This is a genomic window from Kribbella sp. NPDC050459, from assembly GCF_040655315.1.
Lineage (GTDB): Bacteria > Actinomycetota > Actinomycetes > Propionibacteriales > Kribbellaceae > Kribbella.
Genome location: NZ_JBFAJQ010000003.1, coordinates 249,960 through 276,307, shown reverse-complemented (window position 1 = coordinate 276,307; position 26,348 = coordinate 249,960). Strand labels below are relative to the sequence as shown.

Annotated in this window: 24 protein-coding genes; 13 read left to right on the top strand and 11 right to left on the bottom strand. The window is 70.7% G+C overall.

The window, feature by feature from the left end:
* Nucleotides 1-2 precede the first annotated feature (2 nt).
* From AB0I12_RS12490 to AB0I12_RS12480, 3 genes are all read right to left on the bottom strand, one after another.
* Entirely contained in the window at nucleotides 3-2,450 is a 2,448-nt protein-coding gene (locus tag AB0I12_RS12490) for a DNA topoisomerase (ATP-hydrolyzing) (protein ID WP_359928458.1), read from the bottom strand.
* Nucleotides 2,451-2,591: 141 nt separating this feature from the next.
* A complete protein-coding gene (locus AB0I12_RS12485; protein ID WP_359928455.1) occupies nucleotides 2,592-4,526 on the bottom strand; it encodes an ABC transporter permease in 1,935 nt (644 codons plus the stop codon).
* Nucleotides 4,526-5,293, bottom strand: a complete 768-nt coding sequence (locus AB0I12_RS12480; RefSeq protein ID WP_359928452.1) for an ABC transporter ATP-binding protein — start codon at nucleotides 5,291-5,293, stop codon at nucleotides 4,526-4,528. Before AB0I12_RS12480 ends, AB0I12_RS12485 begins: the two co-directional genes overlap by 1 nt.
* A 108-nt stretch (nucleotides 5,294-5,401) precedes the next feature.
* Here AB0I12_RS12480 and AB0I12_RS12475 point away from each other — a divergent pair, with 108 nt between their 5' ends.
* Genes AB0I12_RS12475 through AB0I12_RS12460 form a run of 4 tightly spaced genes read left to right on the top strand, consistent with a single transcriptional unit; the run spans nucleotide 5,402 to nucleotide 8,138 of the window.
* Nucleotides 5,402-6,664 carry a sensor domain-containing protein gene (locus tag AB0I12_RS12475; protein ID WP_359928449.1) on the top strand — a complete coding sequence of 421 codons (1,263 nt, stop codon included), beginning with the start codon at nucleotides 5,402-5,404 and terminating at the stop codon, nucleotides 6,662-6,664.
* On the top strand, nucleotides 6,646-7,299 hold the full coding sequence (locus tag AB0I12_RS12470) for a response regulator transcription factor (protein ID WP_359928446.1): 654 nt from the start codon (nucleotides 6,646-6,648) through the stop codon (nucleotides 7,297-7,299). Before AB0I12_RS12475 ends, AB0I12_RS12470 begins: the two co-directional genes overlap by 19 nt.
* Nucleotides 7,300-7,301: 2 nt before the next feature.
* On the top strand, nucleotides 7,302-7,706 hold the full coding sequence (locus AB0I12_RS12465) for a CoA-binding protein (RefSeq protein WP_359928445.1): 405 nt from the start codon (nucleotides 7,302-7,304) through the stop codon (nucleotides 7,704-7,706).
* 9 nt (nucleotides 7,707-7,715) lie between these two features.
* Nucleotides 7,716-8,138, top strand: coding sequence for a TIGR03667 family PPOX class F420-dependent oxidoreductase (locus AB0I12_RS12460; RefSeq protein ID WP_359928443.1), 423 nt, complete (start codon nucleotides 7,716-7,718; stop codon nucleotides 8,136-8,138).
* On the opposite strand, the gene AB0I12_RS12455 is transcribed toward AB0I12_RS12460, so the two are convergent.
* The 4 genes from AB0I12_RS12455 to AB0I12_RS12440 are packed head-to-tail and all read right to left on the bottom strand — an operon-like array spanning nucleotide 8,135 to nucleotide 11,911.
* Nucleotides 8,135-8,383 (bottom strand): DUF2630 family protein, encoded by a 249-nt coding sequence (locus AB0I12_RS12455; protein WP_359928440.1) that lies wholly within the window; start codon nucleotides 8,381-8,383, stop codon nucleotides 8,135-8,137. The genes AB0I12_RS12460 and AB0I12_RS12455 overlap by 4 nt on opposite strands.
* Entirely contained in the window at nucleotides 8,380-9,147 is a 768-nt protein-coding gene (locus tag AB0I12_RS12450) for an ABC transporter permease (protein ID WP_359928438.1), read from the bottom strand. The genes AB0I12_RS12455 and AB0I12_RS12450 overlap by 4 nt, the downstream gene beginning before the upstream one ends.
* On the bottom strand, nucleotides 9,148-10,848 hold the full coding sequence (locus AB0I12_RS12445; RefSeq protein ID WP_359928435.1) for an AMP-binding protein: 1,701 nt from the start codon (nucleotides 10,846-10,848) through the stop codon (nucleotides 9,148-9,150).
* 10 nt (nucleotides 10,849-10,858) lie between these two features.
* Nucleotides 10,859-11,911, bottom strand: coding sequence for an SLC13 family permease (locus tag AB0I12_RS12440; RefSeq protein WP_359928432.1), 1,053 nt, complete (start codon nucleotides 11,909-11,911; stop codon nucleotides 10,859-10,861).
* Nucleotides 11,912-11,946: 35 nt separating this feature from the next.
* Here AB0I12_RS12440 and AB0I12_RS12435 point away from each other — a divergent pair, with 35 nt between their 5' ends.
* The gene (locus AB0I12_RS12435) at nucleotides 11,947-14,652 is read left to right on the top strand and encodes a GNAT family N-acetyltransferase (RefSeq protein WP_359928429.1); all 2,706 of its coding nucleotides are present in this window, start codon (nucleotides 11,947-11,949) and stop codon (nucleotides 14,650-14,652) included.
* Nucleotides 14,653-14,760: 108 nt separating this feature from the next.
* Here the strand turns inward: AB0I12_RS12435 and AB0I12_RS12430 are convergent, their stop codons facing one another.
* Complete coding sequence (locus AB0I12_RS12430; protein ID WP_359928426.1) at nucleotides 14,761-15,273, bottom strand: DUF2087 domain-containing protein; 513 nt, start codon at nucleotides 15,271-15,273, stop codon at nucleotides 14,761-14,763.
* A gap of 100 nt (nucleotides 15,274-15,373) precedes the next feature.
* Between AB0I12_RS12430 and AB0I12_RS12425 the strand changes: the two genes are divergently transcribed.
* From AB0I12_RS12425 to AB0I12_RS12405, 5 genes are all read left to right on the top strand, one after another.
* A complete protein-coding gene (locus tag AB0I12_RS12425) occupies nucleotides 15,374-16,423 on the top strand; it encodes a P1 family peptidase (RefSeq protein WP_359928423.1) in 1,050 nt (349 codons plus the stop codon).
* Between the two features lie 108 nt (nucleotides 16,424-16,531).
* Complete coding sequence (locus AB0I12_RS12420) at nucleotides 16,532-17,266, top strand: ABC transporter ATP-binding protein (protein WP_359928420.1); 735 nt, start codon at nucleotides 16,532-16,534, stop codon at nucleotides 17,264-17,266.
* Nucleotides 17,267-17,271: 5 nt separating this feature from the next.
* Complete coding sequence (locus AB0I12_RS12415) at nucleotides 17,272-18,912, top strand: FtsX-like permease family protein (RefSeq protein WP_359929754.1); 1,641 nt, start codon at nucleotides 17,272-17,274, stop codon at nucleotides 18,910-18,912.
* 68 nt (nucleotides 18,913-18,980) lie between these two features.
* Nucleotides 18,981-19,592, top strand: coding sequence for a DUF5998 family protein (locus AB0I12_RS12410; protein WP_359928418.1), 612 nt, complete (start codon nucleotides 18,981-18,983; stop codon nucleotides 19,590-19,592).
* A gap of 4 nt (nucleotides 19,593-19,596) precedes the next feature.
* Nucleotides 19,597-20,724 (top strand): nucleotide pyrophosphatase/phosphodiesterase family protein, encoded by a 1,128-nt coding sequence (locus AB0I12_RS12405; protein WP_359928416.1) that lies wholly within the window; start codon nucleotides 19,597-19,599, stop codon nucleotides 20,722-20,724.
* Here AB0I12_RS12405 and AB0I12_RS12400 read toward each other — a convergent pair.
* Nucleotides 20,721-22,364, bottom strand: a complete 1,644-nt coding sequence (locus AB0I12_RS12400; protein ID WP_359928413.1) for a S8 family serine peptidase — start codon at nucleotides 22,362-22,364, stop codon at nucleotides 20,721-20,723. The genes AB0I12_RS12405 and AB0I12_RS12400 overlap by 4 nt on opposite strands.
* Before the next feature lie 97 nt (nucleotides 22,365-22,461).
* On the opposite strand from AB0I12_RS12400, the gene AB0I12_RS12395 reads away from it, so the two are divergent.
* Both AB0I12_RS12395 and AB0I12_RS12390 read left to right on the top strand, forming a co-directional pair.
* A complete protein-coding gene (locus AB0I12_RS12395) occupies nucleotides 22,462-23,115 on the top strand; it encodes a thymidine kinase (protein WP_359928411.1) in 654 nt (217 codons plus the stop codon).
* The gene (locus AB0I12_RS12390; protein WP_359928408.1) at nucleotides 23,112-23,936 is read left to right on the top strand and encodes a sulfurtransferase; all 825 of its coding nucleotides are present in this window, start codon (nucleotides 23,112-23,114) and stop codon (nucleotides 23,934-23,936) included. The genes AB0I12_RS12395 and AB0I12_RS12390 overlap by 4 nt, the downstream gene beginning before the upstream one ends.
* Here the strand turns inward: AB0I12_RS12390 and AB0I12_RS12385 are convergent, their stop codons facing one another.
* Nucleotides 23,937-24,671: an SDR family NAD(P)-dependent oxidoreductase gene (locus tag AB0I12_RS12385; RefSeq protein ID WP_359928405.1), complete on the bottom strand. Its 735-nt coding sequence runs from the start codon at nucleotides 24,669-24,671 to the stop codon at nucleotides 23,937-23,939.
* Nucleotides 24,672-24,818: 147 nt separating this feature from the next.
* Between AB0I12_RS12385 and AB0I12_RS12380 the strand changes: the two genes are divergently transcribed.
* Nucleotides 24,819-25,874, top strand: coding sequence for a DUF4185 domain-containing protein (locus AB0I12_RS12380; RefSeq protein ID WP_359928403.1), 1,056 nt, complete (start codon nucleotides 24,819-24,821; stop codon nucleotides 25,872-25,874).
* Here the strand turns inward: AB0I12_RS12380 and AB0I12_RS12375 are convergent.
* Nucleotides 25,871-26,347 (bottom strand): GNAT family N-acetyltransferase, encoded by a 477-nt coding sequence (locus AB0I12_RS12375; protein WP_359928401.1) that lies wholly within the window; start codon nucleotides 26,345-26,347, stop codon nucleotides 25,871-25,873. The two genes, AB0I12_RS12380 and AB0I12_RS12375, sit on opposite strands and share 4 nt — an antisense overlap.
* Nucleotide 26,348 lies beyond the last annotated feature (1 nt).

The window sequence follows — 26,348 nt, the reverse complement described above, 5'->3', positions numbered from 1 at the left end:
AGTCAGCCTGCCAGATCGGAAGCGCACGCAGCGATGGGCTGCGCCACGGGCACGCCGGAGCCGTCCCGCCGCATGTCGACAGGCGGCAGCTCCACCGGTGCGCCGCTGCTCGCGCTGGCCTTCACCGGCGCGGTGCCGATGTACCCGAGCAGGAGCCCGTCCTCGCCCTTCAGCAGCCGCTGGCAGCGCACACCGCCGGTCCCGCGGCCCTTGGCCGGGTACTCGCTGAACGGCGTCACCTTCACCGCGCCGACCTCGGTCCCCGGCAGCGCCGACGACGAGCCGGCGATGGTCACCACCTGCGCCTCGCGCGCGGTGTCGACGGCGCCGAAGAAGACCACCTTCGCCGTCGCGGCGAGCCGGACGCCGGCCATACCGCCCGCGGTCCGGCCCTGCGGCCGCACGGCGGACGCCGGGAAGTGCAGCAGCTGGGCGTCCGACGTGATGAAGCAGAGCTCCTCCTCGCCGGTGGTCAGCTCGATCGCCCCGACGACCTGGTCGCCGTCCTTCAGCCCGACGATCTCCCACGAGTCGCGGTTGCTCAGGTGGTCCGGAACGACGCGCTTCACGACGCCGCCCGCGGTCCCGAGCGCGACACCGACCGAGTCGGGATCCATCGTGGTCAGTGCCAGCGCCCGCTCACCCGGCTCCAGCGACACGAACTCGGCGATCGGCGCGCCGCCCTGCAGGTTCGGCGCGTTCGCGGTCGTTGGGACGGCGGGCAGGTCGAGCGACTCGAGCCGGATCAACCGGCCGGCGCTGGTGACCAGGCCGTACTGACCGCGGGCGGTGCTCTTCACCGCGGACACGATCGCGTCGTGCTTCGCGCGCGACTCGCTGGAACCGAACGGCTCCACGCCGTTCGTGCGCGCGAGCAGCCCGGTCGAGCTCATCAGGATCCAGCAGGGGTCGTCGCTGACCTCGAGCGGCACGGCGGCCGTCTTGGTCGCACCGGACGACTCCAGCAGCACGGTCCGGCGCGGCGTCCCGTACGTCTTCGCGACCTCGGCGAGCTCGTCGGAGACCATCTTGCGGAGCAGCTGCGGGTCCTCGATGATCGCGGTCAGCGCCTCGATCTCGCGCTCCAGCTCGCCCTTCTCGGTCTCCAGCTCGAGCTTGGAGTACTTCGTCAGCCGGCGCAGCGGCATGTCCAGGATGTAGTTCGCCTGGATCTCGGACAGGTCGTAGATCTCGATCAGCCGGGACCGCGCCTCGGCCGAGTCCTCGCTGCTGCGGATCACCTGGATGACCTCGTCGATGTCCAGGATCGCGATCAGCAGGCCGTCGACGATGTGCAGCCGGTCCTGCGCCTTCTTCCGGCGGAACTCGCTGCGCCGCCGGGTCACGTCGTACCGGTGCTCGAGGTAGACCCCGAGCAGCTCCTTGAGGCCGAGCGTGCGCGGCTGGCCCTCGACCAGGCAGACGTTGTTGACGTGGAACGCGTCCTCGAGCGGGGTCAGCTTGTAGAGCTGCTCGAGGAGGGCCTCCGGGACGAACCCGTTCTTGACCTCGATCACCAGCTGGGTGCCGTGGGTGCGATCGGTGAGGTCCTTGATGTCGGCGATGCCCTGGAGCTTCTTGCTCTGCACCAGGGTCTTGATCTTCTCGATCACCTTCTCCGGGCCGACCGAGTACGGCAGCTCGGTGACCACGATGCCCTTGCGGCGCGGGGTGACGTTCTCGATCCGGGCGGTGGCGCGCATCTTGAAGCTGCCGCGGCCGCTCGCGTAGGCGTCCTTGATGCCTTCCAGGCCGACGATCTTGCCGCCGGTCGGCAGGTCCGGCCCGGGGACGAACCGCATCAGGTCGTCGAGGTCGGCCTCCGGCGTCTTGATCAGGTGCCGCAGCGCCTGGATCACCTCGACCAGGTTGTGCGGGGCCATGTTGGTGGCCATCCCGACCGCGATCCCGGCAGCGCCGTTGACGAGCAGGTTCGGGAAGGCGGCCGGCAGTACGTACGGCTCGGTCTCCTGGCCGTCGTAGTTCGGCTTGAAGTCGACGACGTCCTCGTCCAGCCCGGTGGTCATCGCCATCGCCGGCGGCGCCATCCGGCATTCCGTGTAGCGCATGGCCGCCGGACCATCGTCCAAACTTCCAAAGTTGCCATGTCCGTCGATCAGGGGGACGCGCATGGACCATGGTTGAGCGGTCCGGACCAGGGCGTCGTAGATCGCGCCGTCGCCGTGCGGGTGGTACTTACCCATCACCTCGCCGACCACGCGGGCCGACTTCACATGGCCGCGGTCCGGGCGGATGTTGTTCTCCGCCATCGAGAACAGGATCCGCCGCTGGACCGGCTTCAGCCCGTCCCGCGCGTCCGGCAGCGCCCGGGAGTAGATCACCGAGTAGGCGTACTCCAGGTAGCTGGTGCGCATCTCGTCGGAGACGTCGATGTCGAGGATGTGCTCCTCGAAGTCCTCGGGTTCGGCGGTGCTGGTACGGCGTGCCATGCGGGTCTACGAACTCCTCGATCAAGCGGTCCGGCGCCGCGACGGTCGGCGCCGTGCCCATTGTCCCTGGTGAACGGCGGTTTGCCCGGCCACGACCCGCCCGGCGTCCGATCTCCGGCCGCTGAGCGGTCTGGTCCAGCATTACTCGACCGCTGCAGCGGGCTGTGACCGGCGCAGGATGTACGTCGTCGGGGCCAGAGCGGACCCTACCGCCAGGGTCAGACAAAGCGCGCCGATCCCCAGCAGCACGCCCCACGGCACCGTGACGGGTACGTCGGCCACGCCCGCCGTCATCGCGTGCCGGATCAGGATCCCGACGGCGACCGTGATCGCGGTCCCGAGACTCAGCGCGACCGCGCCGACCAGGGCGGACTCCCAGAGCACCATCCGCCGGATCTGCGCCGGCGTCGCTCCGAGCAACCGGGACGTGACGAACTCCCGCCGGCGCTGCAGGCTCCCCATGAGCAGCGTGTTGGCGATCGCGATGGCGCTGTAGAGCGCGGCCGGGCCGAGGAGCATGACCAGCCCGAGCTGGTTTCCTTTCCGTACGCCGACGGCCTGGTCCGCCTCCCAGCCGGTCGCCAGTTGCGCGCCGGGGATCCGCCGTACGAGCTCGGCGGGGTCGGTGCCGTCGGCCGGCAGCACGAAGCTGCGCTCGACCTGCGCGCCCGGTGAGTGCTGACGCGCGACGTCGAGCGGGATCAGGAACGACGGGTTCACCCCGAACGCGTCCTTCACGACCGCGACCACCCGCAGCTTGACCGCCGCCCGGTCCAGGAACACCACCGAGACCTCGTCGCCGACCCGATACCCCTCGAACCCCGACATCTCCTTGCTGACGGCAACAGTGTTCCCGGAGAGCTTCCCGAGGTCACCGGACAGCACGCGCAGATCCCGCGTCCGCGAGGCGATCTCCGGATCGATTCCTTCCGCGTCCTCCAGCTCCGCGTAATCCGCCGCAACCCGCACCATCTGAACAGGCAGCCCAGCATCAACCGCTTCCACTCCGGGGCCGTCGAGAGGTGGTGCTCCGGTCACCACGATCGGGGCGCGAACAGCATCACGGATCGTCGCCTCGGCACTGTCGGCGGCGAAACTCAGGCTGAGCACCATCGAGCCGGCGATCGCTGAGATCGCCAGGATGGGCGCGGCCAGGGACGCGCTCCGCCGCGGTGCGGCGAGCACGTTGCTGCGCGCCAACCGGCCCGACACCTGGGTCCACGCCACGACGGGGACTGCCCAAAGGCGTGCCACAGGCGGCACGACGAGGGGTGCGAGCAGCGTCAGCGCGATCACCAGCACCATCGGCGTGAACATCGCGAGCGGTACGGCGCCCTCGCCGCTCGACGGCCGGATCAGCGTCAGCATCGCGACCGCGCCGGCCAGGAACACCACCCCGAACACGACCCGCACCGGCCCGATCCGCGGCGGCTCCAGCGCGGCCTCGCGGAGCGCGTCGACCGGTGCGACCCGCGCCGCCCGCCGCGCCGCCGAACGGGCGCCGAGCATCGCAACGAGCAACCCGGCCCCGACCGCGATGGCGAGCGGAACCCAAGGCGACGCCGGTTCGAGCTTCACCGGCGCCAGCTCGGTGTACGACGCCTTGCGCAGCAGCACCGGCGTCGCGAGCTGGGCGAAGAACGCCCCGGTGAGCGAAGCGGCGAGCGCGACGACGAGTGCCTCGTCGAGCACCATCCGCCGGATCTGCCGCGGCGTCGCGCCGATCAGCCTCAGCAGCCCGAGCTCGCGCCGCCGCGACGCGACGGCGAACGCGAACGTGCTGGCGATCACGAAGATCGTGATGAACCCGCAGAGCGTGCCGACCATGCTGAGCACGGTCTGCAAACCGGACACGTCCGCGTCCGACAGCGGCACCTTGACCCGCTCGGGCGGCGTACCGTCGCCGCCGAGCGTGGTCACGGCGATACTCGCCGAGGCGGGTCCGTGGTACGCGACCGTCGCGGCCGTTGCGGTCGCGGCCAGCCCGAGCAGGAACACCCCGACCGCCAGCGCGACGAACGATCCGGCGTACAGCGACCAGTTCCGGCGGACGGTCTGCCGGCTGAGCGAGAACATCACCGCTCCAGCTCGCTCATCGCCGCCGCGATCTGCGCGGGCGTGGCACGGTCGAGGTGGCCGGCGAGAAGTCCGTCGGACAAGAACAGCACCCGCTCGGCGTACGCCGCCGCGACCGGGTCGTGGGTGACCATCACCACGGTCTGCCTGGCTCGGTCGGTTGCCTCTCTCAACAGCCCGAGGACCTGGCGGCTGGTGCCACTGTCCAGCGCGCCGGTCGGCTCGTCGGCGAAGAACACCGACGGCCGGGTGATCAGCGCCCGCGCGATCGCGACACGCTGCTGCTGACCGCCGGACAGCTCGGCCGGCCGCCGCTTCGCCTTCCCGTCCAGACCGACCTGCTCCAGCACGCGCAGTACGTCGCTGCGCGCCGGGCGGCGACCGGTCAGCCGCAGCGGCAGCGCCACGTTGTCGTACACGGTCAGCGACGGCAGCAGGTTGTACGCCTGGAACACGAACCCCATCTCGGCCCGGCGCAGCTTCGTGAGCTCGACCTCGTTCAGCCCGAGCAGCGTGACTCCGTTGAGTACGACGGTCCCCGTGGTCGGCTGGTCGAGCCCCGCCGCGCACTGCAGCAGCGTCGACTTGCCGGAGCCCGACGGGCCCATCACCGCGGTGAACGAGCCCCGCGCGAAGTGATAGGTCACCCCGCGCAGCGCGTCGACCGCTCCCGCCTTGGAACGGTACGTCTTGGTGATTCCGTCCAGCACCAGAGCAGGCGGCTCGATCGGCGTGGAGGCGGTGTACATGGGCGCGGTAGCGGTCATGTAGCCAGCCAACCGCCGTACGACGGTTCGCGCCCTGGCCTGCGCGGGAGACCTGGAGTAGCGCGCACGCTACCGCCCGGCGGACGGCCGCCGCCCTAGGGTTGAGGCATGACCGTGTGGGCCGCGTTGGCGTCGCCGCGCTACCTGATCTCCTCGTGGCCGTGGCGGAGCTATGCGTACCTGTTCACGTCCGTGCCGATCGGCATGGTGTCGATCGTGGTCCTGGTCGGGCTGGCCGGGCTGAGCGCGCTGCTGAGCCCGATCCTGATCGGGATCCTGATGCTGACGGCGTTCCCGCTGATCGGCGCGGCGATCGGCTCGGTGGAGCGGCGCCGGGCCGGGCTGATGCTGCTCGACGGCATCAAGAGCCCGCACGCGAAGCTGCCGGCCGGGCTGACGTCCCGGGCGAAGCTCACGTTCCGCAGGCGGGAGCAGGCGTCGATGCGGGCGCTGGGGTACGGCTTCGTGCTCGGCACCGTCGTCTGGCCGCTGAGTGCCCTCTTCGCCGGGATCAGCGCGACCGTGCTGGTGACGACGCTCGCGGCGCCGGTCATCGCGGACGGGGACCAGATGGGAATGGGGCCGTGGACGATGGACACGGCGCGGGAAGGACTGCTGTTCCTGCTGCTGTTCGGACCGGTGTTCTACGTCGTCAGCTCGTACCTGATCGGGGTCGTCGCGGGCGCCCAGGCGTCCCTCGCGAAGGCCATGCTCGGCCCGCGGCAGGAGGAGCTGCAACGCAATCTCGCCGAGCTGCGCCGTTCCCGGCTGGATCTGGTCGACGCGTTCGAGACCGAGCGGGTGCGGATCGAACGGCACCTGCACGACGGGGTCCAGCAGCGGCTCGTCGGGCTCACCATGACACTGGGCCTGGCCGAGCTGGATCTGCCGGACGGCGAGGGGCGGCGCCTGGTGGTGAAGGCGCACGCCGAGGCCGAGGCGGCGCTGGCGGACCTGCGGGCCGCGGTCCGAGGCATTCATCCGCGGGTGCTGGTGGATCACGGGCTCGAGGCTGCCGTCCAGGAGGTGGCCGACCGGATGCCGCTGCCGGTCACGCTGCAGCTGTCGATCGCGGCGCGCCTGCCGGGGCCGATCGAGGCTGCGGCGTACTTCGTCGTCAGCGAAGCACTGGCGAACGTCGCGAAACACGCCCAGGCCTCCACGTGCGAGGTGTCCGGCCGGGTCGACCGCGACCGGCTCGTCATCACGATCCAGGACAACGGCGTCGGGGGTGCGCGACTCGGTGCCGGGACCGGTCTGACCGGGCTCGTGACGCGGTTGGACGCCCTGGGAGGCACACTCGACGTCGACAGCCCACCCGGTGGGCCGACCCGACTGCGAATGGAGTGCCCGTGCCGACTCGGCGACTGAGCATCGTGCTGGCCGAAGACTCGCTGCTCCTCCGCGAGGGCCTGGCCAGCATCCTGGATCGCGCCGGGCACGAGGTACGGGACACCGTGGGGGACGCGGACACGCTGCTGGCCGTCGTCCGCAAGGATCCGCCCGACGTGGTGATCACCGACGTACGAATGCCGCCCGGGCACAGCGACGAAGGGCTGCGCGCGGCGGCGGCGATCCGGGCCGAGCTGCCCGCGATCGGCATCCTGGTGCTCTCGCAGTACGTCGCCGACGCCTATCTCTCGTCGTTGCTCGAGTCAACGACCGGTGGCATCGGGTACCTGCTGAAGGACCGGGTCGGCCATGTCGCGGAGTTCCTCGAGTCGCTCGACCGCGTCGCGGACGGCGGAACCGTGGTCGACCCCGAGGTCGTCCGGCAGCTGCTCGCCCGCCGGCGCAACGACGGGCCGCTGTCAGCGCTCACACCGCGCGAGCTGGAGGTGCTCGCGCGGATGGCCGAAGGGCGGGTGAACGCGTCGATCGCCGAGCAGCTCGTGGTGAGCGAGGCCGCCGTCCGCAAACACGTCGGCAACATCTTCGCGAAGCTGCAGCTGGATGATGGACTGGACCGGCGCGTGTCCGCGGTACTGACTTACCTGAGGGGCTAGTGATGGACGAGGCGATCCGCAGGATCCTGGCCGAGTGCGACACCTGGGCCGTGGTCGGGCTCTCGAACAACACCAGCCGGGCGGCGTACGGCGTGGGGCGGTTCCTGCAGGGGCACGGGAAGCGGATCGTGCCGGTGCATCCCGCGGCGGAGACGGTCCACGGCGAGCAGGGGTACGCGACGCTTGCGGAGATCCCGTTCGCGGTGGACTGTGTGGACGTGTTCGTGCGCTCCGAACTGGCCGGGGCGATCGCGGACCAGGCGGTGGGAATCAACGCCCAGGCCGTGTGGTTCCAGCTCGATGTAGTGGATCAGGACGCCTACGCACGGACGACGGCCGCGGGTCTCATGATGGTGATGGATCACTGCCCGGCGATCGAGTGGGGCCGTCTCGGACCGACCTCCTGAAGGGCACCGATGTTCACGATCGACACTTCCACCGGGTTCGGTCAGCGGATCGCGCAGCAGCTGGGTGACGAGCGGGTGATCTGGCTGACCACCGTGGCCCCGTCGGGGACGCCGGCGCCGACACCGGTGTGGTTCCTCTGGCACGACGACGAGCTGCTGATCAGCAGTCAGCCCGGCACGGCGAAGCTGCGCAACATCGCCGCCCATCCGCAGGTCGCGGTGCACTTCAACGCGACGCACACCGGGGGAGCCGTGGGCGTGATCTCCGGGACGGCGGTGATCGACGCGGAGCCGATCGGCGGCGCGGCGCTGGCGGCGTACAACGCGAAGTACGCCGCGGACATCGCCGGCCTCGGAATGACTCCGGACCAGTTCCACCAGGACTACTCGGTGCTGGTCCGGATCACTCCCGGGAAACTGAGGGGTTTCTAGTTCAGGTAGCCCTCGACGGTGTCGCTCGAGCGGGCCTGCGCGTCGTCGGGGTTCTCGCCGAACTCGCGCTTGGCGCGGCGCTGGCGGAGCAGGTCCCAGCACTGGTCCAGCTCGACCTCGAGCGCCCGGAGCCGGGTCTGCTCGTCGGCGTTGTCGACCTGTCCCGCGGCGTTCTTCGAGCGCAGCTCGTGCTCCTCGGACACCAGCTCGTCGATCCGGCTGAAGATGCTCTTGTCGTCGTTCATGGGGAAACCGTACGCCCGTCCGGAAGGGCCGAGCGCGCCAGCAGCTCGGTGAGCACCAGGATCGCCAGCGCCTCGGCGGCCACCAGCCCGATCAGGACGACCAGCTGGAGCGCGGCCGCCTGCGTCGGTGAGGCGCCGCCGAGAACCATGCCGACGAACGCGCCGGGCAGCGTGACGAGGCCGACGGTCCGGGTCTGGTCGAGCGCGGGCAGCAACGCGTCCCCCGCGACCGGCCCGGCGACGAGCTTGAACGCGTCCGGCTGCAGCAGCCCGATCGACAGTCCCGCCTCGAACTCGCCGTAGCGGTTGCGGTACTCGCTGAGCACCCGGCGGCCGGCCAGGGTGGTCGCGGTCATCGCCCCGCCGACGATGATCCCGCCCATCGGCAGGATGCTCGCCGGGTTCCGCGGGACGACACCGGGCAGGATCAGGAGCAGCAGTACGACGAACGCGCCGCTGCCGATCGACGCCGCGCAGTACGCCCACTGGCGGGGGACGCGCACGGTGTGCTGGATCCGGCGGGTGCTCGTCACGGTCGCGACCACGAACATCAGCAGGACGAACGCGATCGCGCCGAGGGTGTGCTGCAGCGCGACCCCGACGACGGCCCCGACGGCGGCGAGCTGCACGACAGCGCGCAACGCCGCCGTGACGATGCCCTTGTCGTGCCGGAGCCCGGCGTACCGCGACGCCACGACCCCGAGCGCGATCAGCAGCGGCAGGACGACGACGGCGGCCCAGCCGAGCCCGGTATGGAAGGACACTTACCGGAAGTCGGACTCGTCGTACGTCTGGCCGCCGGTCCCGCTCTCCACCTTCGCCGCCTCGTCCGCGCGCAGCTCGACCCGGCGGATCTTGCCCGAGATCGTCTTCGGCAGCTCGGCGAACTCGAGCCGCCGGATCCGCTTGTACGGCGCCAGGTGCTCGCGGCAGAACGCGAGGATCTCGCCGGCCAGCTCCCGGGACGGCTCGTGCCCGGCCGCGAGCACGACGTACGCCTTCGGCACGGCGAGGCGCACCGGGTCGGGCGACGGCACGACGGCGGCCTCGGCGACCGCCGGGTGCTCGATCAGCACCGACTCCAGCTCGAACGGCGAGATGCGGTAGTCGCTGGCCTTGAACACGTCGTCGGAGCGGCCGACGTAGGTGATGTAGCCGTCCTCGTCCCGGCTCGCGACGTCGCCGGTGTGGTAGTACCCGTTGCGCATCACCTCGTCGGTGAGCCCCGGCGCGTCGCGGTACCCGCGCATCAGCGGGACGGGCGCGGGCGCGAGCTCGATGCAGATCTCGCCGTCGTCGCCGATCTCGTCGGTCGCCGGGTCGATCAGCGCGATGCTGTACCCGGGCAGCGGGCGGCCCATCGAGCCGAGCTTCACCGGCTGGCCGGGCGGGTTGCCGATCTGTGCGGTCGTCTCGGTCTGGCCGTAGCCGTCCCGGATCGTGACGCCCCAGGCGGCCCGGACCTGCTCGATCACCTCCGGGTTCAGCGGTTCGCCGGCCGAGATGCACTCGCGGATCAGGACGTCGACCGCGGACAGGTCGGCCTGGATCAGCATCCGCCACACCGTCGGCGGTGCGCAGAACGTGGTGACGACGTACTCCTGCAGCACCTGCAGCATCTTCTCGGCGTTGAACCGCGTGTAGTTGTAGAGGAAGACGGTCGCGCCCGCGTTCCACGGGGCGAACACGTTGCTCCACGAGTGCTTCGCCCAGCCGGGCGACGACACGTTCAGGTGGACGTCGCCGGGCTGCAGACCGATCCAGTACATCGTCGAGAGATGACCGACCGGGTAGCTGACCTGCGTGTGCTCGACCAGCTTCGGCTGGCTCGTCGTACCGGACGTGAAGTACAGCAGCAGCGAGTCGTCGGCCGCAGTGTCGACCGTCGGAACCGGGCCGTCGTAGGTCAGCGAGTCGGCGTAGCGCAGCCACCCCTCGGCGGGCTCGCCGACGGCCACCCGGATGCAGTGGTCCGCGATCCCGGCGTACCGGCCGGCGTCGGCGCCGCTGGTGACGACGGCGCGGACGTTGCCGCGGGAGATCCGGTCCGCGAGGTCGGCGTCGGTGAGCAGCGTGGTCGCGGGGATCATGACGGCCCCCGCCCGGATGCAGCCGAGCATGGTCTCCCACAGCTCGACCTGGTTGCCCAGCACGATGAGCACGCGGTCGCCCGGCCGCAAGCCGGCCTCGGTCAGCCAGCCGGCCACCCGGCGGGACCGCTCGGCCATCTCGGCGTACGTCCGCCCGTTGACCTCGCCGTCCTCCTCGACGATCGTCAGCGCCGCCACCTCGGGCTGCTCGACGGCGAGCGCGTCGAACCAGTCGCGCGCCCAGTTGAACCGCTCGAACGCCGGCCAGCGGAAGTCCCGGTACGCCGTCTCGTAGTCGTCGCGATGCGCCACCAGGAAGTCCCGCGCGTCCCGGAACTCCCGGGTGACCGCCGAAGTGCTCTGCTCCGTCGCCATGCAGCGCACATTACCCATTCAGCGCGAGAACGGCTCCGGTCACTACGAGTGGCGTGAGGATCAGTCCGCGCCACAGGAACGACCACCACGAGATGTCGACCCGGGCGGTGTCGCAGCGCGCCCTCCACAGCAGCGTGGCGAGCGAACCCCACAGGGTCAGCAGGCAGCCGCAGTTGACGCCGATGAGCAGCGCGAGCATGCGGTGCGGGCTGTCCGCGGCGACCGGCTCCATGGCGAGGTACGCCGGGAGGTTGTCGAAGAGGTTCGCCCCGAGGGCGGCGGTCGCGCTCAGCCGGAGCTCGGAGGTGGTCCCGGCGATGCGGCGCAGGATGTCCTCGAGCCCGTGTGAACTGAGGAACCCGACGACGGTGAACAGCACCACGACGGTGCCGACGAGCTTGATCGGGACCAGCGACCACCTGAGCACGCTGCGCCGCCGCACCGCGAAGAGCACGACCAGGACGACGGCCCCGATACTCGCCGGCCACGCGACCTCGATACCCGAGACGAACGCCGGGCCCAGCAGCAGGCAGACGGCCGCGGAGCCCCAGAACAGGACCTTGTCGTCGACCGCCGGTGTCGGCGGGACGAGGTACCGGCGCGGGAGGTCGCGGTGGAACAGCACCGCGAGCACCGCGACGGTGATCAGGATCGCCGCGATCGCCGGGCGCCAGCTCACCGACAGGTAACTGACGTCCAGCTGGCGGAACGGATGCAGAGCGAGCAGGTTCGTGAGGTTGGACACCGGGAGCAGGAGCGACGCCGTCCCGGCCAGCCAGACGGTGGTGAACGCGAAGAGCTTCGGCGGGATGCCGAGCTGGCGGGCCATCGAGAGCACGACCGGGGTCAGCAGCACCGCGCAGGTGTCGAGCGACAGCACGATCGTGAGGCCGGTGGCGAGCGCGACGACGAGCAGCCAGAGCCGCCACACCCGGCCGCGCGCCAGGTGCGCCGCCTCGCGGGCCGCGACGTCGAAGACCTTGGCCTGGTCGGCCAGCTCGGCGATGACGGTCACAGCGATCAGGAACACCAGCACGGGCGCGATCCGCTCGACCAAATTCATCACCTCCACCGGGTGGGTTTGAGTACGCTTGCCAGGTGCCGGACCAGTATGACCAGCAGCTGCCGGACGGCTATCCGGCGGAGTACGAGGCCGACGTCGTCCTGCGGGACGGCGCGACCGCGCACCTGCGCCCGATCGCCCCGGCCGATGCGGGCCTGCTGGTGGCGTTCTACGCCCGGGTGTCCGAACAGTCGAAGTACTACCGCTTCTTCGCCCCGTATCCCGAATTGTCCGAGCGGGATGTGGCGAGGTTCACGCAGGTCGACTACCACCAGCGGCTGGCGCTGATCGTGACCGTCGGTGACGAGATGATCGGCGTCGGCCGCTACGAGGGCACCGGCCGCCGGACGGCGGAGGTCGCGTTCCTGATCGAGGACGCGCACCAGGGCCGCGGGCTGGGCCAGCTGCTCCTCGAGCACCTCGCCCAGGCCGCCCGCGAGAACGGCATCCACCGGTTCGTCGCCGAGGTGCTGCCCGACAACCGGAAGATGATCACGGTCTTCACCGAGGCCGGCTACAAGGTCGCCCGGGAGTTCGAGGACGGCGTGATCATGGTCGAGTTCGACATCGCGCCGACCGACACGTCGTTCGGGGTGATGCAGGCCCGCGAGCAGCGCTCCGAGGCATTGTCGATCGCGCGGCTGCTGACGCCGCAGAGCGTCGCGGTGATCGGCGCGAGCCGCCGCGAGGGCACGATCGGCAACGCGCTGCTGCGCAACCTCCGCGACGGCGGGTTCCCGGGCCGGTTGTACGCCGTGAACACCGACACCAAGGCCAGCCCCGGTACACAGATCGAAGGCGTCCCGGCGTACCCCACGATCCGGGAGGTCGACGGCACGGTCGACCTCGCGGTGGTCGCGGTCAAGGCGGAGATGGTCGCGGACGTCGTTCTGGACTGTGCCGCCAAGGGCGTGCGCGGGCTGGTGGTGGTCTCGAGCGGGTTCGCCGAGATCGGCGACGAGGGGCGCAAGCGGCAGCGGTACCTGGTCGGCCTCGCCCGCTCGTACGGCATGCGGGTGATCGGGCCGAACGCGCTCGGGCTGATCAACACCGCGAGCGGCGTCTCGCTGAACGCGACGCTGTCACCGCTGATGCCGAGCAAGGGCCGGGTGGCGTTCTTCTGCCAGTCCGGCGCGCTCGGGGTGCCGATCCTGGCCGACATGGTCGGTCGTGGCCTGGGCCTGTCCAGTTTCGTCTCGGCCGGTAACCGGGCCGACGTGTCCGGCAACGACCTGATGCAGTTCTGGTACTCCGACGAGGCCACCGAGGTCGTCCTGCTGTACCTGGAGTCGCTCGGCAACCCGCGTAAGTTCAGCCGGGTGTCCCGGCGGCTGGCCGGCCGCAAGCCGGTGATCGCGCTGAAGTCGGGCCGGGCGACGCAGGGCGTGCCGGTCGGGCAGATGGTCCGGCGCAGCCAGTTGCCGCCGGCCACGATCGAGTCGATGTTCCGGCAGAGCGGCCTGATCGGGGTGGACACCACCGGTGAGCTGTTCGACGTCGCCCAGCTGCTCGCGCACCAGCCGCTGCCGAAAGGCCGCCGGGTTGCGATCGTCTCAAACTCCGACGCGCTGACCCTGCTCGCGCTCGACACCATGGCCGGCTGCGGCCTGGACGTGGCGGGGGAGCCGCGGAACCTGAGCCCCGACGCGACCGCGTCGGACTTCGGGCTCGCGCTGTCGGAGGTGTTCGCCGACGACAAGGTGCACTCGGTCGTGGTGATCTACACGCCGCCGGTGCAGTCGAACGGCGGCGAGGTCGCGCAGGTGCTCGCCGCGGCCGCCGCCGGCTCGGACAAGCCGGTGGTGTCGACGTTCCTCGCCTCCCGCAGCGTGCCCGAACAGCTGCGGGTGCCGGACGAGGAGGGCGGCGCGGCCCGCGGTTCGATCCCCTCGTTCCTCAACCCGCAGTACGCCGTCGGCGCGCTCGCGAAGGCGACGCAGTACGCCGAGTGGCGGCGCCGCTCGGACAGCCGGATCCCGGACCTGCCGGACATCGACACCGCCGGGGGAGAGGACTTCGTCGCGGAGTTCCTGCAGCGGCACCCGGGCGGCGCGGACCTCGGTGACGCCGATCGGCAGCGGCTGCTGAGCTTCTACGGCATCTCGGTGCTTCCGGCGTTCCCGGTGCTGAGCGCCGACGAGGCGGTCGACCGGGCCGCGGACCTCGGGTTCGAGGTGATCCTGAAGGCGACCGCGGAGCAGTGGCGGATGCGGCCGGACCTCGCCGACATCTGGCGGCACATCCACGACGAGGACGACATGCGCGCGGCGTGGGCCGAGATGACCCACACCTTCGGGGTCGCGTCGGACCCGGGGCGGGCGCAGTTCGTCGTCCAGAAGATGGCGCCGCCCGGCGTACCGGTGGTGATCTCGACGATCGAGGACGTGTCGTTCGGGCCGGTCGTCACGTTCGGGCTGTCCGGCGTGGCCACCGACCTGCTCGGCGACCGCTCGTACCGGATGCCGCCGCTGACCACGCGGGACGCGGCCGAGATGGTCCGCGAGGTCAAGGCGGCCCCGCTGCTGTACGGCTACCGCGGCTCCGACCCGGTGGACATCTCCGCCATCGAGAACCTCCTGCACCGCGTCTCAAGGCTCACCCTCGACCTCGAAGAGGTGGTCCGCCTGGACCTCCGCTCGGTCCTGGTCTCCGCCCAGGGCGCCACCGTGCTGGACACCCGGGTCCGCATCGCTCCGAACGAGAAACCGCGGCAAGACACGCCCGCCCGCCGCCTCACCTGATGTGGCAGCTCGACAGGACGTGTCCGGCCGGCTTGCCCGAGTTCACGCTCAGCGGCACCGGCGATCCGGCGTCGTGGGCGGATACGTCCTGTCGAGCTGGCACCCTGCTCAGGCCGACCGGGTGTAGATGCTGTTCTTCCGGCTGAGCAGCCGCGCGTCGACGAGACCGCGGCGCAGGGCCGCGTGGTCCGGGTGCCGGCGGTTGAGGATCTCGTTGACCTCGGGCTCGGGGTATCCGCGGCCGGTCTCGAAGTCCTGCACGATGTACTCGAGCACGACCCGGTACTTGTCCGGGAACGTCGGGAAGTGCGTCAACCGCCCCTCGCGGATGAACGACTTCAGCACGTTGTCCCGCGCCGGGTCGGGATCGAGCGGCACCCACTCCGGCCGGCTGTCCCGCACGGCGTCCTTGAACGCGCCCTCGTCGGCCGTGAACCCGTCCCGGCTGGCCGCGATCAGTCCGCCCTTCGTCAGCCGCTGCAACGCCTTCGCCACGACCGGCGCGGCGAGCCCCGTGCTCCCGGCGACCTGCTCGGGAGTGGAGGCGCCGAGGACGATCGCGGCGTACGTCCGCAACCTCGACGGTTCGGCCAGCAGACCACAGAGCTGATCGGCGTTCATGCTTTCACGCTAGTGCGGCCCGCAACCGCATTTCGAGGTCGCGCAAAGAGGTGACACCTGCTACGCGCCGCCTCTTTGCGCGACCTCTAGGATCGTCGGCATGCAACCTGGTCCGCACAACGCGATCACCGATGTCCCCGGAATCCTGGTCGGCCAGGTCGAGCGCGTCGACCCGCCGTACCTGACCGGTACGACGGTCGTCTACGCCCCCGGGACGGCCGTCGCCGGCGTCGACGTCCGCGGCGGCGCGCCCGGCACCCGCGAGACCGACCTGCTCGCACCGGTGAACTCCAACGGCGGGGTGAACGCGGTCGTCCTGACCGGCGGCAGCGCGTACGGGCTCGACACCGCCGGCGGCGTGATGCACCGGCTCGAGGAGCGCGGCGAAGGCGTCCGCGTCGGCCAGGGCGAGTACGACGTGGTGCCGATCGTGCCGGCCGCGGTGATCTTCGACCTCGCCCGCGGCGGCGACTTCAAGGCCCGCCCGGAGCCGTCCTGGGGAGCGGACGCGTTCGACGCCGCCACCGACGGACCGGTTGCCCTCGGCAACCACGGCGCGGGGGCCGGCGCCCGGGCCCGGTCCCTGAAGGGCGGTGTCGGTTCCGCGAGCGTCCGGCTCGACGACGGGACGACGGTCGGCGCGCTGGTGATCGTGAACGCGGCCGGCTCCACGGTGGATGCCGACGGCAACCTGTACGGCGCCCGCCTCGGCCTCGGCGCCGAGTTCGGTCACCTGCGGACACCGGTCGAGCCGCCGCCGCCCGCCGCGCCCGGGCGCAACCTGATCCCCGGGCCCTCGATGAACACGGTGATCGCCGTCCTGGCCACCGACGTACCGCTGGACAAGGCCGCCGCGCAACGGATGGCGATGATCGCGCACGACGGTCTGGCCCGGGCGATCGACCCGATCCACACGCTGGTCGACGGCGACAGCATCTTCGCGCTGTCGACGGGTGCGGCCGGCGAGCCGCGGCTGGGCGTGACCGATCCGGCCGCGATCGGTCAGCTGGAGACCGTGTTCGCCGCCGGCGCGCGGACCCTGTCGCGGGCGATCGTGCACGCGATGCTCAACGCCGAGTCCGTGCAGACGCCGGCGGGCGCGATCCCGAGCTATCGCGACGCCTACCCGTCGGCGTTTCGGACCGACTGACGTACGACCTGGGTCGTACGTCGCACAGTCGAAAGGTGCCGGAAGGCGACGGCAAGACCGGTCCGCGGGCCGACGATCGCCGTCGCCGTTCCCGGAAGGCTCTGCGGTATGAACTTTCAGAGTCCCCAGCCCCAGGTCGTGCTCAGCGGTCACGGCCTGGTCAAGCACTACGGCAGCGTGGTCGGCCTGGCCGGCGTCGACGTCGCCGTCCGGTCCGGCGAAGCGCTTGCGGTCATGGGCCCGAGCGGTAACGGCAAGACCACCCTGCTGCATGTGCTCGCCGGCATCCTCACGCCGGACCAGGGCGAGGTGTGGCTGGGCGGCGAACGTGTCGACCAGTTGAACGACGCGGCCCGGACGGTCCTGCGCCGCCGTCGTCTCGGCTTCGTGTTCCAGGACAACCAGTTGCTCGCCGAGCTCCCCGCGGACGAGAACGTCGCCCTTCCGCTCATGGTCGATGGTCTGAGCCGGCATGAGGCGATCGGACGGGCGCGTACGACGCTGGCCCAGGTCGGGCTTGCTGCCGAGGTGGGCCGCCGGCCCGGTGAGCTGTCCGGCGGTCAGGCCCAGCGGGTCGCCATCGCGCGGGCCCTGGTCGGGGAGCCGCAAGTGGTGTTCGCCGACGAGCCGACGGGCGCACTGGACGCCGCCACCGGCTCCCAGGTCATCGACCTGCTCGTCGGCGCGGCCACGTACCGCGGCGCCGCGGTAGTCGTCGTCACCCACGACAACGCGGTTGCCGCTCGCTGCCACCGAGCCCTGCACATCGTCGACGGCCGCGTCAGCGACGGGACCGGCTTCGCTCCGACGGCCGGACCGCTCGGGCCGGGGGTGCGGCCGTGAACCCGATGACTGACCTGGGGCTGCGGTTCGTACGGCGGCCGGGGCCGGGCGGGCGGGCCGCGAACCTCGCCGCGTTCGGGGCGACCGCGGTGGTGGCGCTGCTCGTCACGTTCCTGATCGCCGGATCGCTCGGCTTGTCGCAGCGTTCCGAGCGGATCGGGTGGCGCAGCGGCGACAAGGCCGATCCGGCGACCGCCATCGGAACGATGAAGCTCGACGACGACCAGCGCGTCGACGGCCACCGCCTCACAGTCCTCGAACTGGCCACGCTCAAGCCCAACGAGCTGGCGCCGCCACCCGGCCTCGACCACACACCCAAGGCCGGAGAGGTTTTCGTGTCCCCGGAGGTTGCGAAGCGCTGGTCCAGCCTCAGCAAGGAGTACGGCGTCGACAAGCCGACCGGTGTGATCAGCGACAAGGGACTGTCGTCGCCGGAGGAGTTCATCGTCATCCGCGGCGTCGAAACGATCCCCGCCGACGAGCACCCGCAGTATGTGAGCAGCTGGCACGAGAAGGTCTGGGACAGTCGCATGCTCGGCCTGCTCATCGCTGTGGCGTTCGGCATCACTCTGGTGTTGTTCCCGATCCTCAGCCTCGTCGGACAGGCCGCTGGTGTCGCGGCGAAGCGTCGCGAGCACCGGCTGGCCGCACTGCGTCTCGCCGGCGCCACTCGGACCCAGGTGCTCTGGCTGAGCGCAGTAGAACAAGCCGTGCTCGGTCTGGCCGGTGCAGTCGTCGGCCTGGTCGGCTACACGGTCCTGAGTCCGCTGATCGCGCGGATCCCGCTCGGCGGCGGCCGTTGGTACGTCGGCGACATCACCGTTCAGTGGTGGACAGTGCTCGTCGTACTCGCCGCCGTACCCGTTCTGTCCGTGATCAGCGCGCTGATCGGGCTCGGGCGCGTCAGCATCACCCCGCTGGGCGTCGTACGCGGCCAGACGCGCAAGGGCCTCAGCGTGCTGCGGCTGGGGCTCCTGATTATCGGCCCGGTGATCCTGGCGTACTACGGCATGCAGGCGGCCGTGCTGCCGTTGCTGATCGGGGTCGGGTTCGCCGCACTCGCCGTACGCGTCATCGGACCGTGGGCGGTGCAACTGGTCGGCAAGGCAATGGCCAAGGCCGCGAACGGTCCGGTGATGTTGCTGGCCGGCCGGCGATTGGTCGACGACCCGAAGGGCGCCTTCCGGCCCGTGGCCGCACTCGTGCTGTCCGGTTTCGTCACCGGCTTCATCTCGGTGTTCATGCCGCCCGGTAAGGACGACCCGAGCTTCAACGACATGCGGATCGGTGTGGCATTGCTGTTGTCGCTGGTGTTCCTCACCGTGGCCGCCTCGACTGCCGCGGGCGCAGTCGGTACGGCGCTGGACCAGGCGGCTCCCGCACGGGCGTTGCGGCGCTCGGGTGTGCCGCTGTCGGTGATCGAGCGGGCCGCGCGGCTGGCGGCCGTCGTACCTGTCGTGGGGGTCGGCCTGCCCGTCGTCGGGTTCGGCGCGTTGTGCGGGCTGGCGTTGAGCGGCGGAAAGGTGATGACCGACGGGAGTTCCGGGGTGTTGCTGCTGCTCGGACAGGTCGTCGCGGGCCTCGTCCTCGTCACGCTCGCCGGTACGGCCGGTGCACCCGTGCTGCGGAAGGCAAGTGCGAACTGATCGCGGTTGTCCACAGGTGCAGGTGTTGGGTGAAACGCTCCGGGGCACGGTCGTGCAAGGATGAGGGCATGCGTGACCTGAATGCACCGGAGCTCACCGATGCGTCCGCCGACCTGCGCGCGGCGATCGATCGGTGCGGCTACTACCCCGACGTGGTGACGGACTCGCTCGAGGTGGCGATCGCCGGCGAGCCGATCCGGGCCTACGTGCTGCAGCACGAGCCGACGTTCGACCGCGACGAGGTCCGGCGGCACATCACGATCCTGGCGCTCACCCCGTCCCGGCTGATCGTCGGCCACACCGACGAGCACGCGGCCGACGAGCTGATCCGCGCGCCGTATGCGTCGACCTCGACCGAGGCGATCCCGCTGCACCGGGTGAACGCCGTCGTCGTGAACCGCGTTGTGCCGAACCCGGCCGGCTACGCCACCGGCAAGGCCGATCCCGCGGTGGCGGGCAGCGGCGAGGTCGTGCTGACCATCGGCTGGGGCATGGTGAACCGGATCGACCTGGAGCCGGCCGTCTGCGCCGACCCGAACTGCGAGGCCGACCACGGCTACACCGGGTCCGTCGCCGCCGACGACATCTCGCTGCGGATCAGTGCCGCGGCCGACGGCCCGGCGGGCATCCAGCAGGTGCTCGAGTTCGCGAAGGCCCTCTCGTTCGCGACCAGCAGGTAATGCCGTGATCCTGCCGGTTGCCCCGCAGTACGGCGGTGGCGCGCTCGCCGACGTCCTGCCCTCGGTGGCCGGCGCGCTGTCGGTGCCGGGCGAGACGAACCTGCTCGACCTGCCACCCGCCTCGCGGTATGCCGTTCTGCTGCTGGACGGCCTCGGCTGGAACCTCCTGAAGCGCTACGGCGACGCCGCGCCGTACTTGTCGTCGCTGATGCCTGCCGGCCGCAGCCTGACCGCCGGTGTGCCGTCGACGACCGCTGTCAGCCTGACGAGCCTCGGCACCGGGCTGCCGCCGGGCGCGCACGGCATCGTCGGGTACACGTCCATCGTCCCGGAGACCGGCGCGCTGCTGAATGCGCTGGCCTGGGACGCCCCGGTGGATCCCCGCCGCTGGCAGCCGCACGGGACGGTCTTCGACCGCGCCGCGGCGGCGGGCGTCGCCACGCGCAACGTGAGCAAGTCGCGGTTCGACAGCTCAGGGCTGACGGCCGCCGCGTTCCGGGGGAGTGCGCACCGCGGGGCCGACACGGTCGAGGACCGCCTGGACGCGACCCGGTTCGCGAGCCGGGAAGGCCAGTCGTCGCTGGTCTACGTGTATGACTCGCAGCTGGACTACATCGGCCACCAGCAGGGCTGCGACTCCTGGCAGTGGCAGAAGGAGCTGACCGCGGCCGACACATTCGCGCAGCAGGTGCGGTCGGCGCTGCCCCGAGACGCCGTCCTGGTCGTCGTCGCCGACCACGGCATGGTCGATGTCGCACCCGAGCACCGCGTCGACCTGGACCTGGAGCCCGCACTGACCGAGGGCGTGTCCCTCGTCGGCGGCGAGTCGCGGTTCCGGCACCTGTACTGCGTTCGCGGCGCCGAGGCCGATGTCCTCGCCGTCTACCGGGAGCGGCTGGGCGAGAAGGCGCTGGTGCTCCCGCGCTCCGAGGCGATCGCGCGCGGCTGGTTCGGCCCGCTCGTCGAGGACCGGGTGACGCCACGACTCGGAGATGTCATCGTGGCGACGCTCGGACCGGTCGCCCTGGTCGCGAGCAAGCGCGCCGCGCAAGAGGCAGGGCTGATCGGCCTGCACGGCTCACTGACCGCGGACGAGATGGAGATCCCGCTCCTCGTCGACGCGGGCTACTAGAAGCTCCAGACGTCCCAGAAGAAGCTCGTGCTGGCGGTCTTCGCTTCGCCGTCGCGGGCGGTGACGGTGACCTTGTAGCGACCGGCGCCAGGGGTCAGCACGCCGGTGATCCAGCCGCGCTCCGGGTCGATCGTCAGGCCGGGCGGCAGACCGGTCGCCGAGTAGCTGATGTCGCCGGTGCCGCCGGTGCCCTTCATCAGCAGCGGGATCGCCGGGATGCCACCGACACCGAGCTGCTCGGACGGTTCGGTGATCGAGATCGCGCCCTGCGGCTGGGCCTCCGCGGCACCGACCGCCTCGGCGGCGTCGACGAGGCCCTCACCGTAGTACGAGTTGTTGCCCGCGGACCCGGTGCACTCACCGGAGGCAGCCGGCGGGCAGGCCAGGTCGTTGGCCTGCTGGGCGAGCCGGGCGCGGACCTGGGCCGGCGACAGCTTCGGGTCGGCGCTGCGGATCAGGGCCGCGACGCCCGCGACGTGCGGCGACGCCATCGACGTACCCTCGAGGATCTTGTAGCCGCCGCCGGGCACCGTCGAGTACACGGCCTGGCCCGGGGCGGCGAGGTTGATCTTGTTGTCGCCGAAGTTCGAGAACGGCGACTTCGCGCTGGTCGGGTCGACCGACGCGACCACGGTCACGTTCGGCAGCTCGGTCGGCAGGCTGATGCAGTCGTTGGTGACCGCGCGGTCGGTCGCGGTCGAGTCGTCGGGGCTGGACACGTCGTCGGTCTTGTTCGCGAGGTCGTAGTCCTCGTTGCCGGCCGCGGCGACGTTCACGACGCCCTTGCTGTCGGAGTACGCGACGGAGCGGCGGACCGCCTCCGCGATCGCGTCCTGGTCCTTGTCGCTCGGGCAGTTGAACAGCCACGGGTCGACGTAGTAGCTGTTGTTGGTCACCGACACGCCCTTGTCGGCGGCGAACATGAACGCGCACACCGTGTTCTCCGGGAAGAACAACTGGCTGCCGGCCTCGGCCACCCGGATCGAGGACACCTTCACACCGGGTGCGACCCCGATCATGCCGATCCCGTTCTTCGCACCGGCGATCGTGCCGGCCACGTGCGTCCCGTGCTCGCCGACCGGCCGCCACGAGCCGGGCCGGGTGTCGACCTTGCCGTACGCGCACGACGCCGACCGGGTCGCGTCGAAGTTCGGCTTCAGGTCCGGGTGCAGGTCGTCGACGCCGGTGTCGAGCACGCCGACGGTGATGTTCTTCGAGCCGGGGTTCTTCGCCCCGGCGCGGTCCGCCCCGATCTGGGTCATGTCGGAGCGGTCGGTCTCGGCCTGCGTCGTCTGGGTCTCCGGGACCGCCTGCGGGATCGCCGGGTTCGCGACGTCCGCGGGCAGGTCCGACGTCCGGGTGGCGCCCGCCTTCTCGACGCCGTCGACACCGCGCAGCTGGTCCGCGAAACCGGCCGTCGCCGAGTGCGCGACGATCACGCCGATCGCCTCGTACGTCGCGTAGACCGTGCCGCCGTTCTGCGTGATCGCGCCGGTGACCTTGCCGGTCTGCCCGGGGGCGGTGATCACGAAGTACGCCCGCAGACCCGCCTCGAACCGGACCGGCGCGGCACCGGCCGGAAGGGTGGCGGAGGCGACCGTCAGGACGGCCGCGAGGACGACGAGCAGAGCTTTGCGCACGATCCATTCAAGCTGAACCGGGGCTCAGAACCCAAGCCACCCCTCCGACACACCCCGGAGTGCGGTGCGGCCCTCTGACTTGGCAGGATGTTCGCCCGTGGCGGAGCTCCTGTATTTCACCGGGACGATGGACTGTGGGAAATCGACCCTGGCACTCCAGATGGATCACAACCACAAGGCACGCGGGAGGCTCGGCAGGATCTTCACCAGCCACGACCGGGCGGGGGAGTCGGTGCTCTCGTCGCGGCTCGGGCTGTCCGCGGACGCGGTCGAGGTGCGGACCGAGTTCGACTTCTGGGACTACGTCGTCGGCGAGCTGACCCACGGCGGCCGGATCGACTACGTGGTGTGCGACGAGGCGCAGTTCTACAGCCCGCTGCAGATCGAGCAGCTCGCGCGGCTGGTCGACGAGCTGCAGATCGACGTGTTCTGCTTCGGCATCCTGACCGACTTCCGGGCGTCGCTGTTCCCGGGGTCGGCGCGGCTCGTCGAGCTCGCCGACCGGATGGAACTGCTCCAGGTCGAGGCGCTGTGCTGGTGCGGTGAACGGGCCACGCACAACGCCCGTACGATCGGTGGAGAGATGGTGACCGAGGGCGAGCAGTTGGTGGTGGGCGACATCGTGACACGGGACCACGAAGTCGCGTACGAGGTGCTCTGCCGCCGGCACCACCGCCGGCGCCTCACCCAGGCCCGCGCCCGGGCCACCCTGTCACCCGAAGTCCTGCCGTTCGGAGGAGCTGCTTCATGAGCCCGTTGATCACAGTGGACGAGCTGCGCGCGCTGGAGACCGCTCCGGTGCTCGTCGACGTGACGTGGAACCTGGCCGGTCCGCCCGGCAAGGAGGCGTACGACGCCGGCCACCTGCCCGGGGCGTACTTCGTCGACCTCGACACCGAGCTCGCCGCCCCGCCCGGCCCCGGCCGCCACCCGTTGCCCACCGCAACCACCGTGACAGCCACCTTCGCGCGCCTCGGCATCACCTCGGCCGACACCCCCGTCGTCGTCTACGACGCGAACAACGCCATGTCGGCCGCCCGCGCCTGGTGGACCTTCCGCTACTTCGGACTCACCAACGTGAAAGTCCTGGACGGCGGCCTGGCCGCCTGGCAATCAGCAGGCGAAGAGCTGACAACCGAGGCACCGTCAGGTGGTGTGCCAGGTGGGTTCGTAGCGACTCCTGGGCATATTCCTGTTCTGGATGCTGAAGGCGCCGCCGCGGTTGCTGCCAAGGGGATTCTGCTGGACGCGCGGGCTCCGGAGCGGTTTGCGGGGGAGGTGGAGCCGATGGATCCGGTGGCCGGGCACATCCCGGGGGCGGTGAACGCGCCGACCGGCGCCAACGTCACCGAGAGCGGGCACTTCCGGACGCCCGCCGAGCTCCGCGAGCGGTTCACCGCGCTGGGCGTCACGGAAGGCGCCGACGTGGCCGTCTACTGCGGCTCCGGTGTCACCGCCGCCCACGAAACCCTCGCACTGGAATCCGCCGGCATCCCAGCCACCGTCTACATCGGCAGCTGGTCGGAGTGGATCACCGACCCCACCCGCCCGGTAGCGACCGGCAAGGACTGATCACCAGGCGATCGGTCCCAGCCGGTCCTCGAAGGTTCCGGTCGGGCCGTCCGGGCCGATCGTCGCCAGCCGGATGATCGAGTCGGTGCCTTCGGTGACGGTCAGCTGACCCTTGTGCTGGTTCATGTCCGTGGCGGCGAACGTCTGCTTCTCGACCTCGCCCGGGGTGATGGCGTTGAACTTGATGCCCGGCAGCGCCTGCGCGTACCGGACGGTGAGCATGTTCAGCGCCGCCTTGGACGAGCTGTAGGCGAGCTCGTGCATCTTCGAGACCGGCTGCTCCGGGTCCTGTACGACGCTGAAGGCGCCGCCCGCGCTGGACACCATCACCACCCGCGGGTTGTCTGCCGCTTCGAGCAACGGCAGGAACGCCCGCGTCACCCGCACCGGTCCGTAGACGTTCGCGTCGTACACGGCGTGCAGCTCGTCGGCGGAAGCCTCGGACGGGTGGATCACCTGTCCGGGTGCGCCGGCGTTGTTGACCAGTACGTCGAGGTGCTCGGTGTGCCGCCGTACGGCGTCCAGCGCGCCGGCCACCGAGGTGTCGGAGGTGACGTCGAGCTGGACGAAGACGACGTCGATGCCGTCCGCGGCAAGCTTCCCTGCAGCCTCTCGCCCTCGGTGCTCGTCGCGTGCGCCGAGGAAGACCTTCCATCCCATCTCGCCGAGCCGGCGAGCCGTTTCGTAACCCAGTCCTTTGTTCGCGCCGGTGATGAGCGCTGTCGTGTTCGTCATGCCCAAGAGATGCCGGCGCGCTGCCCCGTGTGACCGTGAGCTGCACCACGCCTTTCGGCGCCCGATTCAAGGGTTGACTTCGGATCGGACCTGCGGGAGGGTGAGCCAGAAATCGATTTCCCATCCACCGCCCCGTTGGGAGTCCTGATGATGAAGCGATCCACGTTCCTCCGCGGCGCGCTCGGCGCCGGCGTGCTGGCCGCCGGACCGGGCCGGGCCTTCGCAGGCAGCCAGGCCGTGCTGACCAACAAGGTCGCCGATCTGACCGGGCCGGGCCTCACCGACCGGTTCCGGATGGCGGCCACGGATCTCGGGATCCCGGCGCGGACGCCGGACGGGCGTCTGCTGTTCATGTTCGGCGACACGTTCGAGGAGGCCCGGGTCGGCGGCGGTTGGTGGCGATCACCGGTTGCGCTCTGGTCGACGACCTCGAACCTCAGCACCGGTGTGAAGTGGTCGGGCGCGGTGGGCGGGGACGCCGCGCAGCAGTTGTGGGACTACCCGCACGACAACCCGACGTTCTCGACCGTGCTGCCGTCGGACGTGATCACCATCGGCGGGTCGATGTACCTGCACGCGATGGTCAACAAGGGGCTCGGCAACGTGGTCTGGACCGAGATCTGGCGGTCGGACAACTCCGGCGCGAGCTGGTACCACACCGGCGCGAAGTTCGACCCGAACATCGACGGCGGGATGTTCCAGCTGCTGACCTGGGGCCTCGGGAACGACGGGTACGTGTACGTCTACTCGACCGGTTTCCAGCGCAACAAGCCGATCATCCTGAAGCGCGTCCGCCAGGAGCAGATCGCGAACCCGGCGGCGTACGAGCCGTGGGGTTACCGCGACGGCGTCTGGGCGTGGGGCAACCCCGCGACGCCGATCCTGACCGGGAGCTTCGGCGAGATGAGCCTGCGTCCGCTCGGCGGCAAATGGGTGCTGACCTGGTTCAACGCGGGCGACTACCGGATCGACGGCATGATCATGGACACGCCGACGTCCAACCTCTACACGGCGTACCGGCAGACCCTGATCTACGGCGGCGCCTGGGGTTCCGAGGACGGCAACCACGTCGCCCAGCTGTACGGCGGGTACGTCATCCCCGGATCCACGCTCTCGGACCTGCACCTGTCCGTCAGCCAGTGGAACACGGCGAACGGCTGGCCCTACCGAGTCATGCAGTTCCGCGTCCGCGGCTTCGGCTAGAGCTCGAGAACCATCGTGTCCGAGGTGCCGACCACACCGGTCTTGCGGAAGCCGAGGGACTCGTAGAGGCCGCGGGCCGGGTTGTCCGGATCGACGCTGAGTGAGAGTCGCTTGTACGACGCTGCGCGCGCCTGGGTGATCAGCTCGGTGAGGACGGCTCGCGCGACGCCGCGCCGGCGAAAGGCGGGGGAGACGCCCAGAGTGAGCTCGGGTACGTCGTCGCCGACGTACCCGTAGCCGGGGCGGTCCGCGAAGAGCTGACGGGCCCAAGTGGCACCGGCGGGGGAGCCGTCGAGCTCCGCGACCACGCCGAAATCGCTCTCGCGCGGCCAGCCGTCGAGGTACCGCCACGCGTGGTCGTCGGCCCGCGCCTTCTCCTCGTCGTACCAGGGCGTCCCGTCCCAGTTGCACGCCTCGAGCAACACCTCGAGCAGGAAGGGAAGGTCGGCAGCGGTCGCCGGTCGCAGCTTCATG

What these genes read in the sequence shown, in the direction of transcription:
- AB0I12_RS12390 (WP_359928408.1), top strand. Translation starts at nt 23,112, where the DNA reads ATGAGCCCGTTGATCACAGTGGACGAGCTGCGCGCGCTGGAGACCGCT.
- AB0I12_RS12375 (WP_359928401.1), bottom strand. Translation starts at nt 26,347, where the DNA reads ATGAAGCTGCGACCGGCGACCGCTGCCGACCTTCCCTTCCTGCTCGAG.
- AB0I12_RS12415 (WP_359929754.1), top strand. Translation starts at nt 17,272, where the DNA reads ATGACTGACCTGGGGCTGCGGTTCGTACGGCGGCCGGGGCCGGGCGGG.
- AB0I12_RS12485 (WP_359928455.1), bottom strand. Translation starts at nt 4,526, where the DNA reads ATGTTCTCGCTCAGCCGGCAGACCGTCCGCCGGAACTGGTCGCTGTAC.
- AB0I12_RS12380 (WP_359928403.1), top strand. Translation starts at nt 24,819, where the DNA reads ATGATGAAGCGATCCACGTTCCTCCGCGGCGCGCTCGGCGCCGGCGTG.
- AB0I12_RS12425 (WP_359928423.1), top strand. Translation starts at nt 15,374, where the DNA reads ATGCAACCTGGTCCGCACAACGCGATCACCGATGTCCCCGGAATCCTG.
- AB0I12_RS12490 (WP_359928458.1), bottom strand. Translation starts at nt 2,450, where the DNA reads ATGGCACGCCGTACCAGCACCGCCGAACCCGAGGACTTCGAGGAGCAC.
- AB0I12_RS12385 (WP_359928405.1), bottom strand. Translation starts at nt 24,671, where the DNA reads ATGACGAACACGACAGCGCTCATCACCGGCGCGAACAAAGGACTGGGT.
- AB0I12_RS12430 (WP_359928426.1), bottom strand. Translation starts at nt 15,273, where the DNA reads ATGAACGCCGATCAGCTCTGTGGTCTGCTGGCCGAACCGTCGAGGTTG.
- AB0I12_RS12410 (WP_359928418.1), top strand. Translation starts at nt 18,981, where the DNA reads ATGCGTGACCTGAATGCACCGGAGCTCACCGATGCGTCCGCCGACCTG.
- AB0I12_RS12445 (WP_359928435.1), bottom strand. Translation starts at nt 10,848, where the DNA reads ATGGCGACGGAGCAGAGCACTTCGGCGGTCACCCGGGAGTTCCGGGAC.
- AB0I12_RS12455 (WP_359928440.1), bottom strand. Translation starts at nt 8,383, where the DNA reads ATGAACGACGACAAGAGCATCTTCAGCCGGATCGACGAGCTGGTGTCC.
- AB0I12_RS12475 (WP_359928449.1), top strand. Translation starts at nt 5,402, where the DNA reads ATGACCGTGTGGGCCGCGTTGGCGTCGCCGCGCTACCTGATCTCCTCG.
- AB0I12_RS12460 (WP_359928443.1), top strand. Translation starts at nt 7,716, where the DNA reads ATGTTCACGATCGACACTTCCACCGGGTTCGGTCAGCGGATCGCGCAG.
- AB0I12_RS12480 (WP_359928452.1), bottom strand. Translation starts at nt 5,293, where the DNA reads ATGACCGCTACCGCGCCCATGTACACCGCCTCCACGCCGATCGAGCCG.
- AB0I12_RS12440 (WP_359928432.1), bottom strand. Translation starts at nt 11,911, where the DNA reads ATGAATTTGGTCGAGCGGATCGCGCCCGTGCTGGTGTTCCTGATCGCT.
- AB0I12_RS12465 (WP_359928445.1), top strand. Translation starts at nt 7,302, where the DNA reads ATGGACGAGGCGATCCGCAGGATCCTGGCCGAGTGCGACACCTGGGCC.
- AB0I12_RS12420 (WP_359928420.1), top strand. Translation starts at nt 16,532, where the DNA reads ATGAACTTTCAGAGTCCCCAGCCCCAGGTCGTGCTCAGCGGTCACGGC.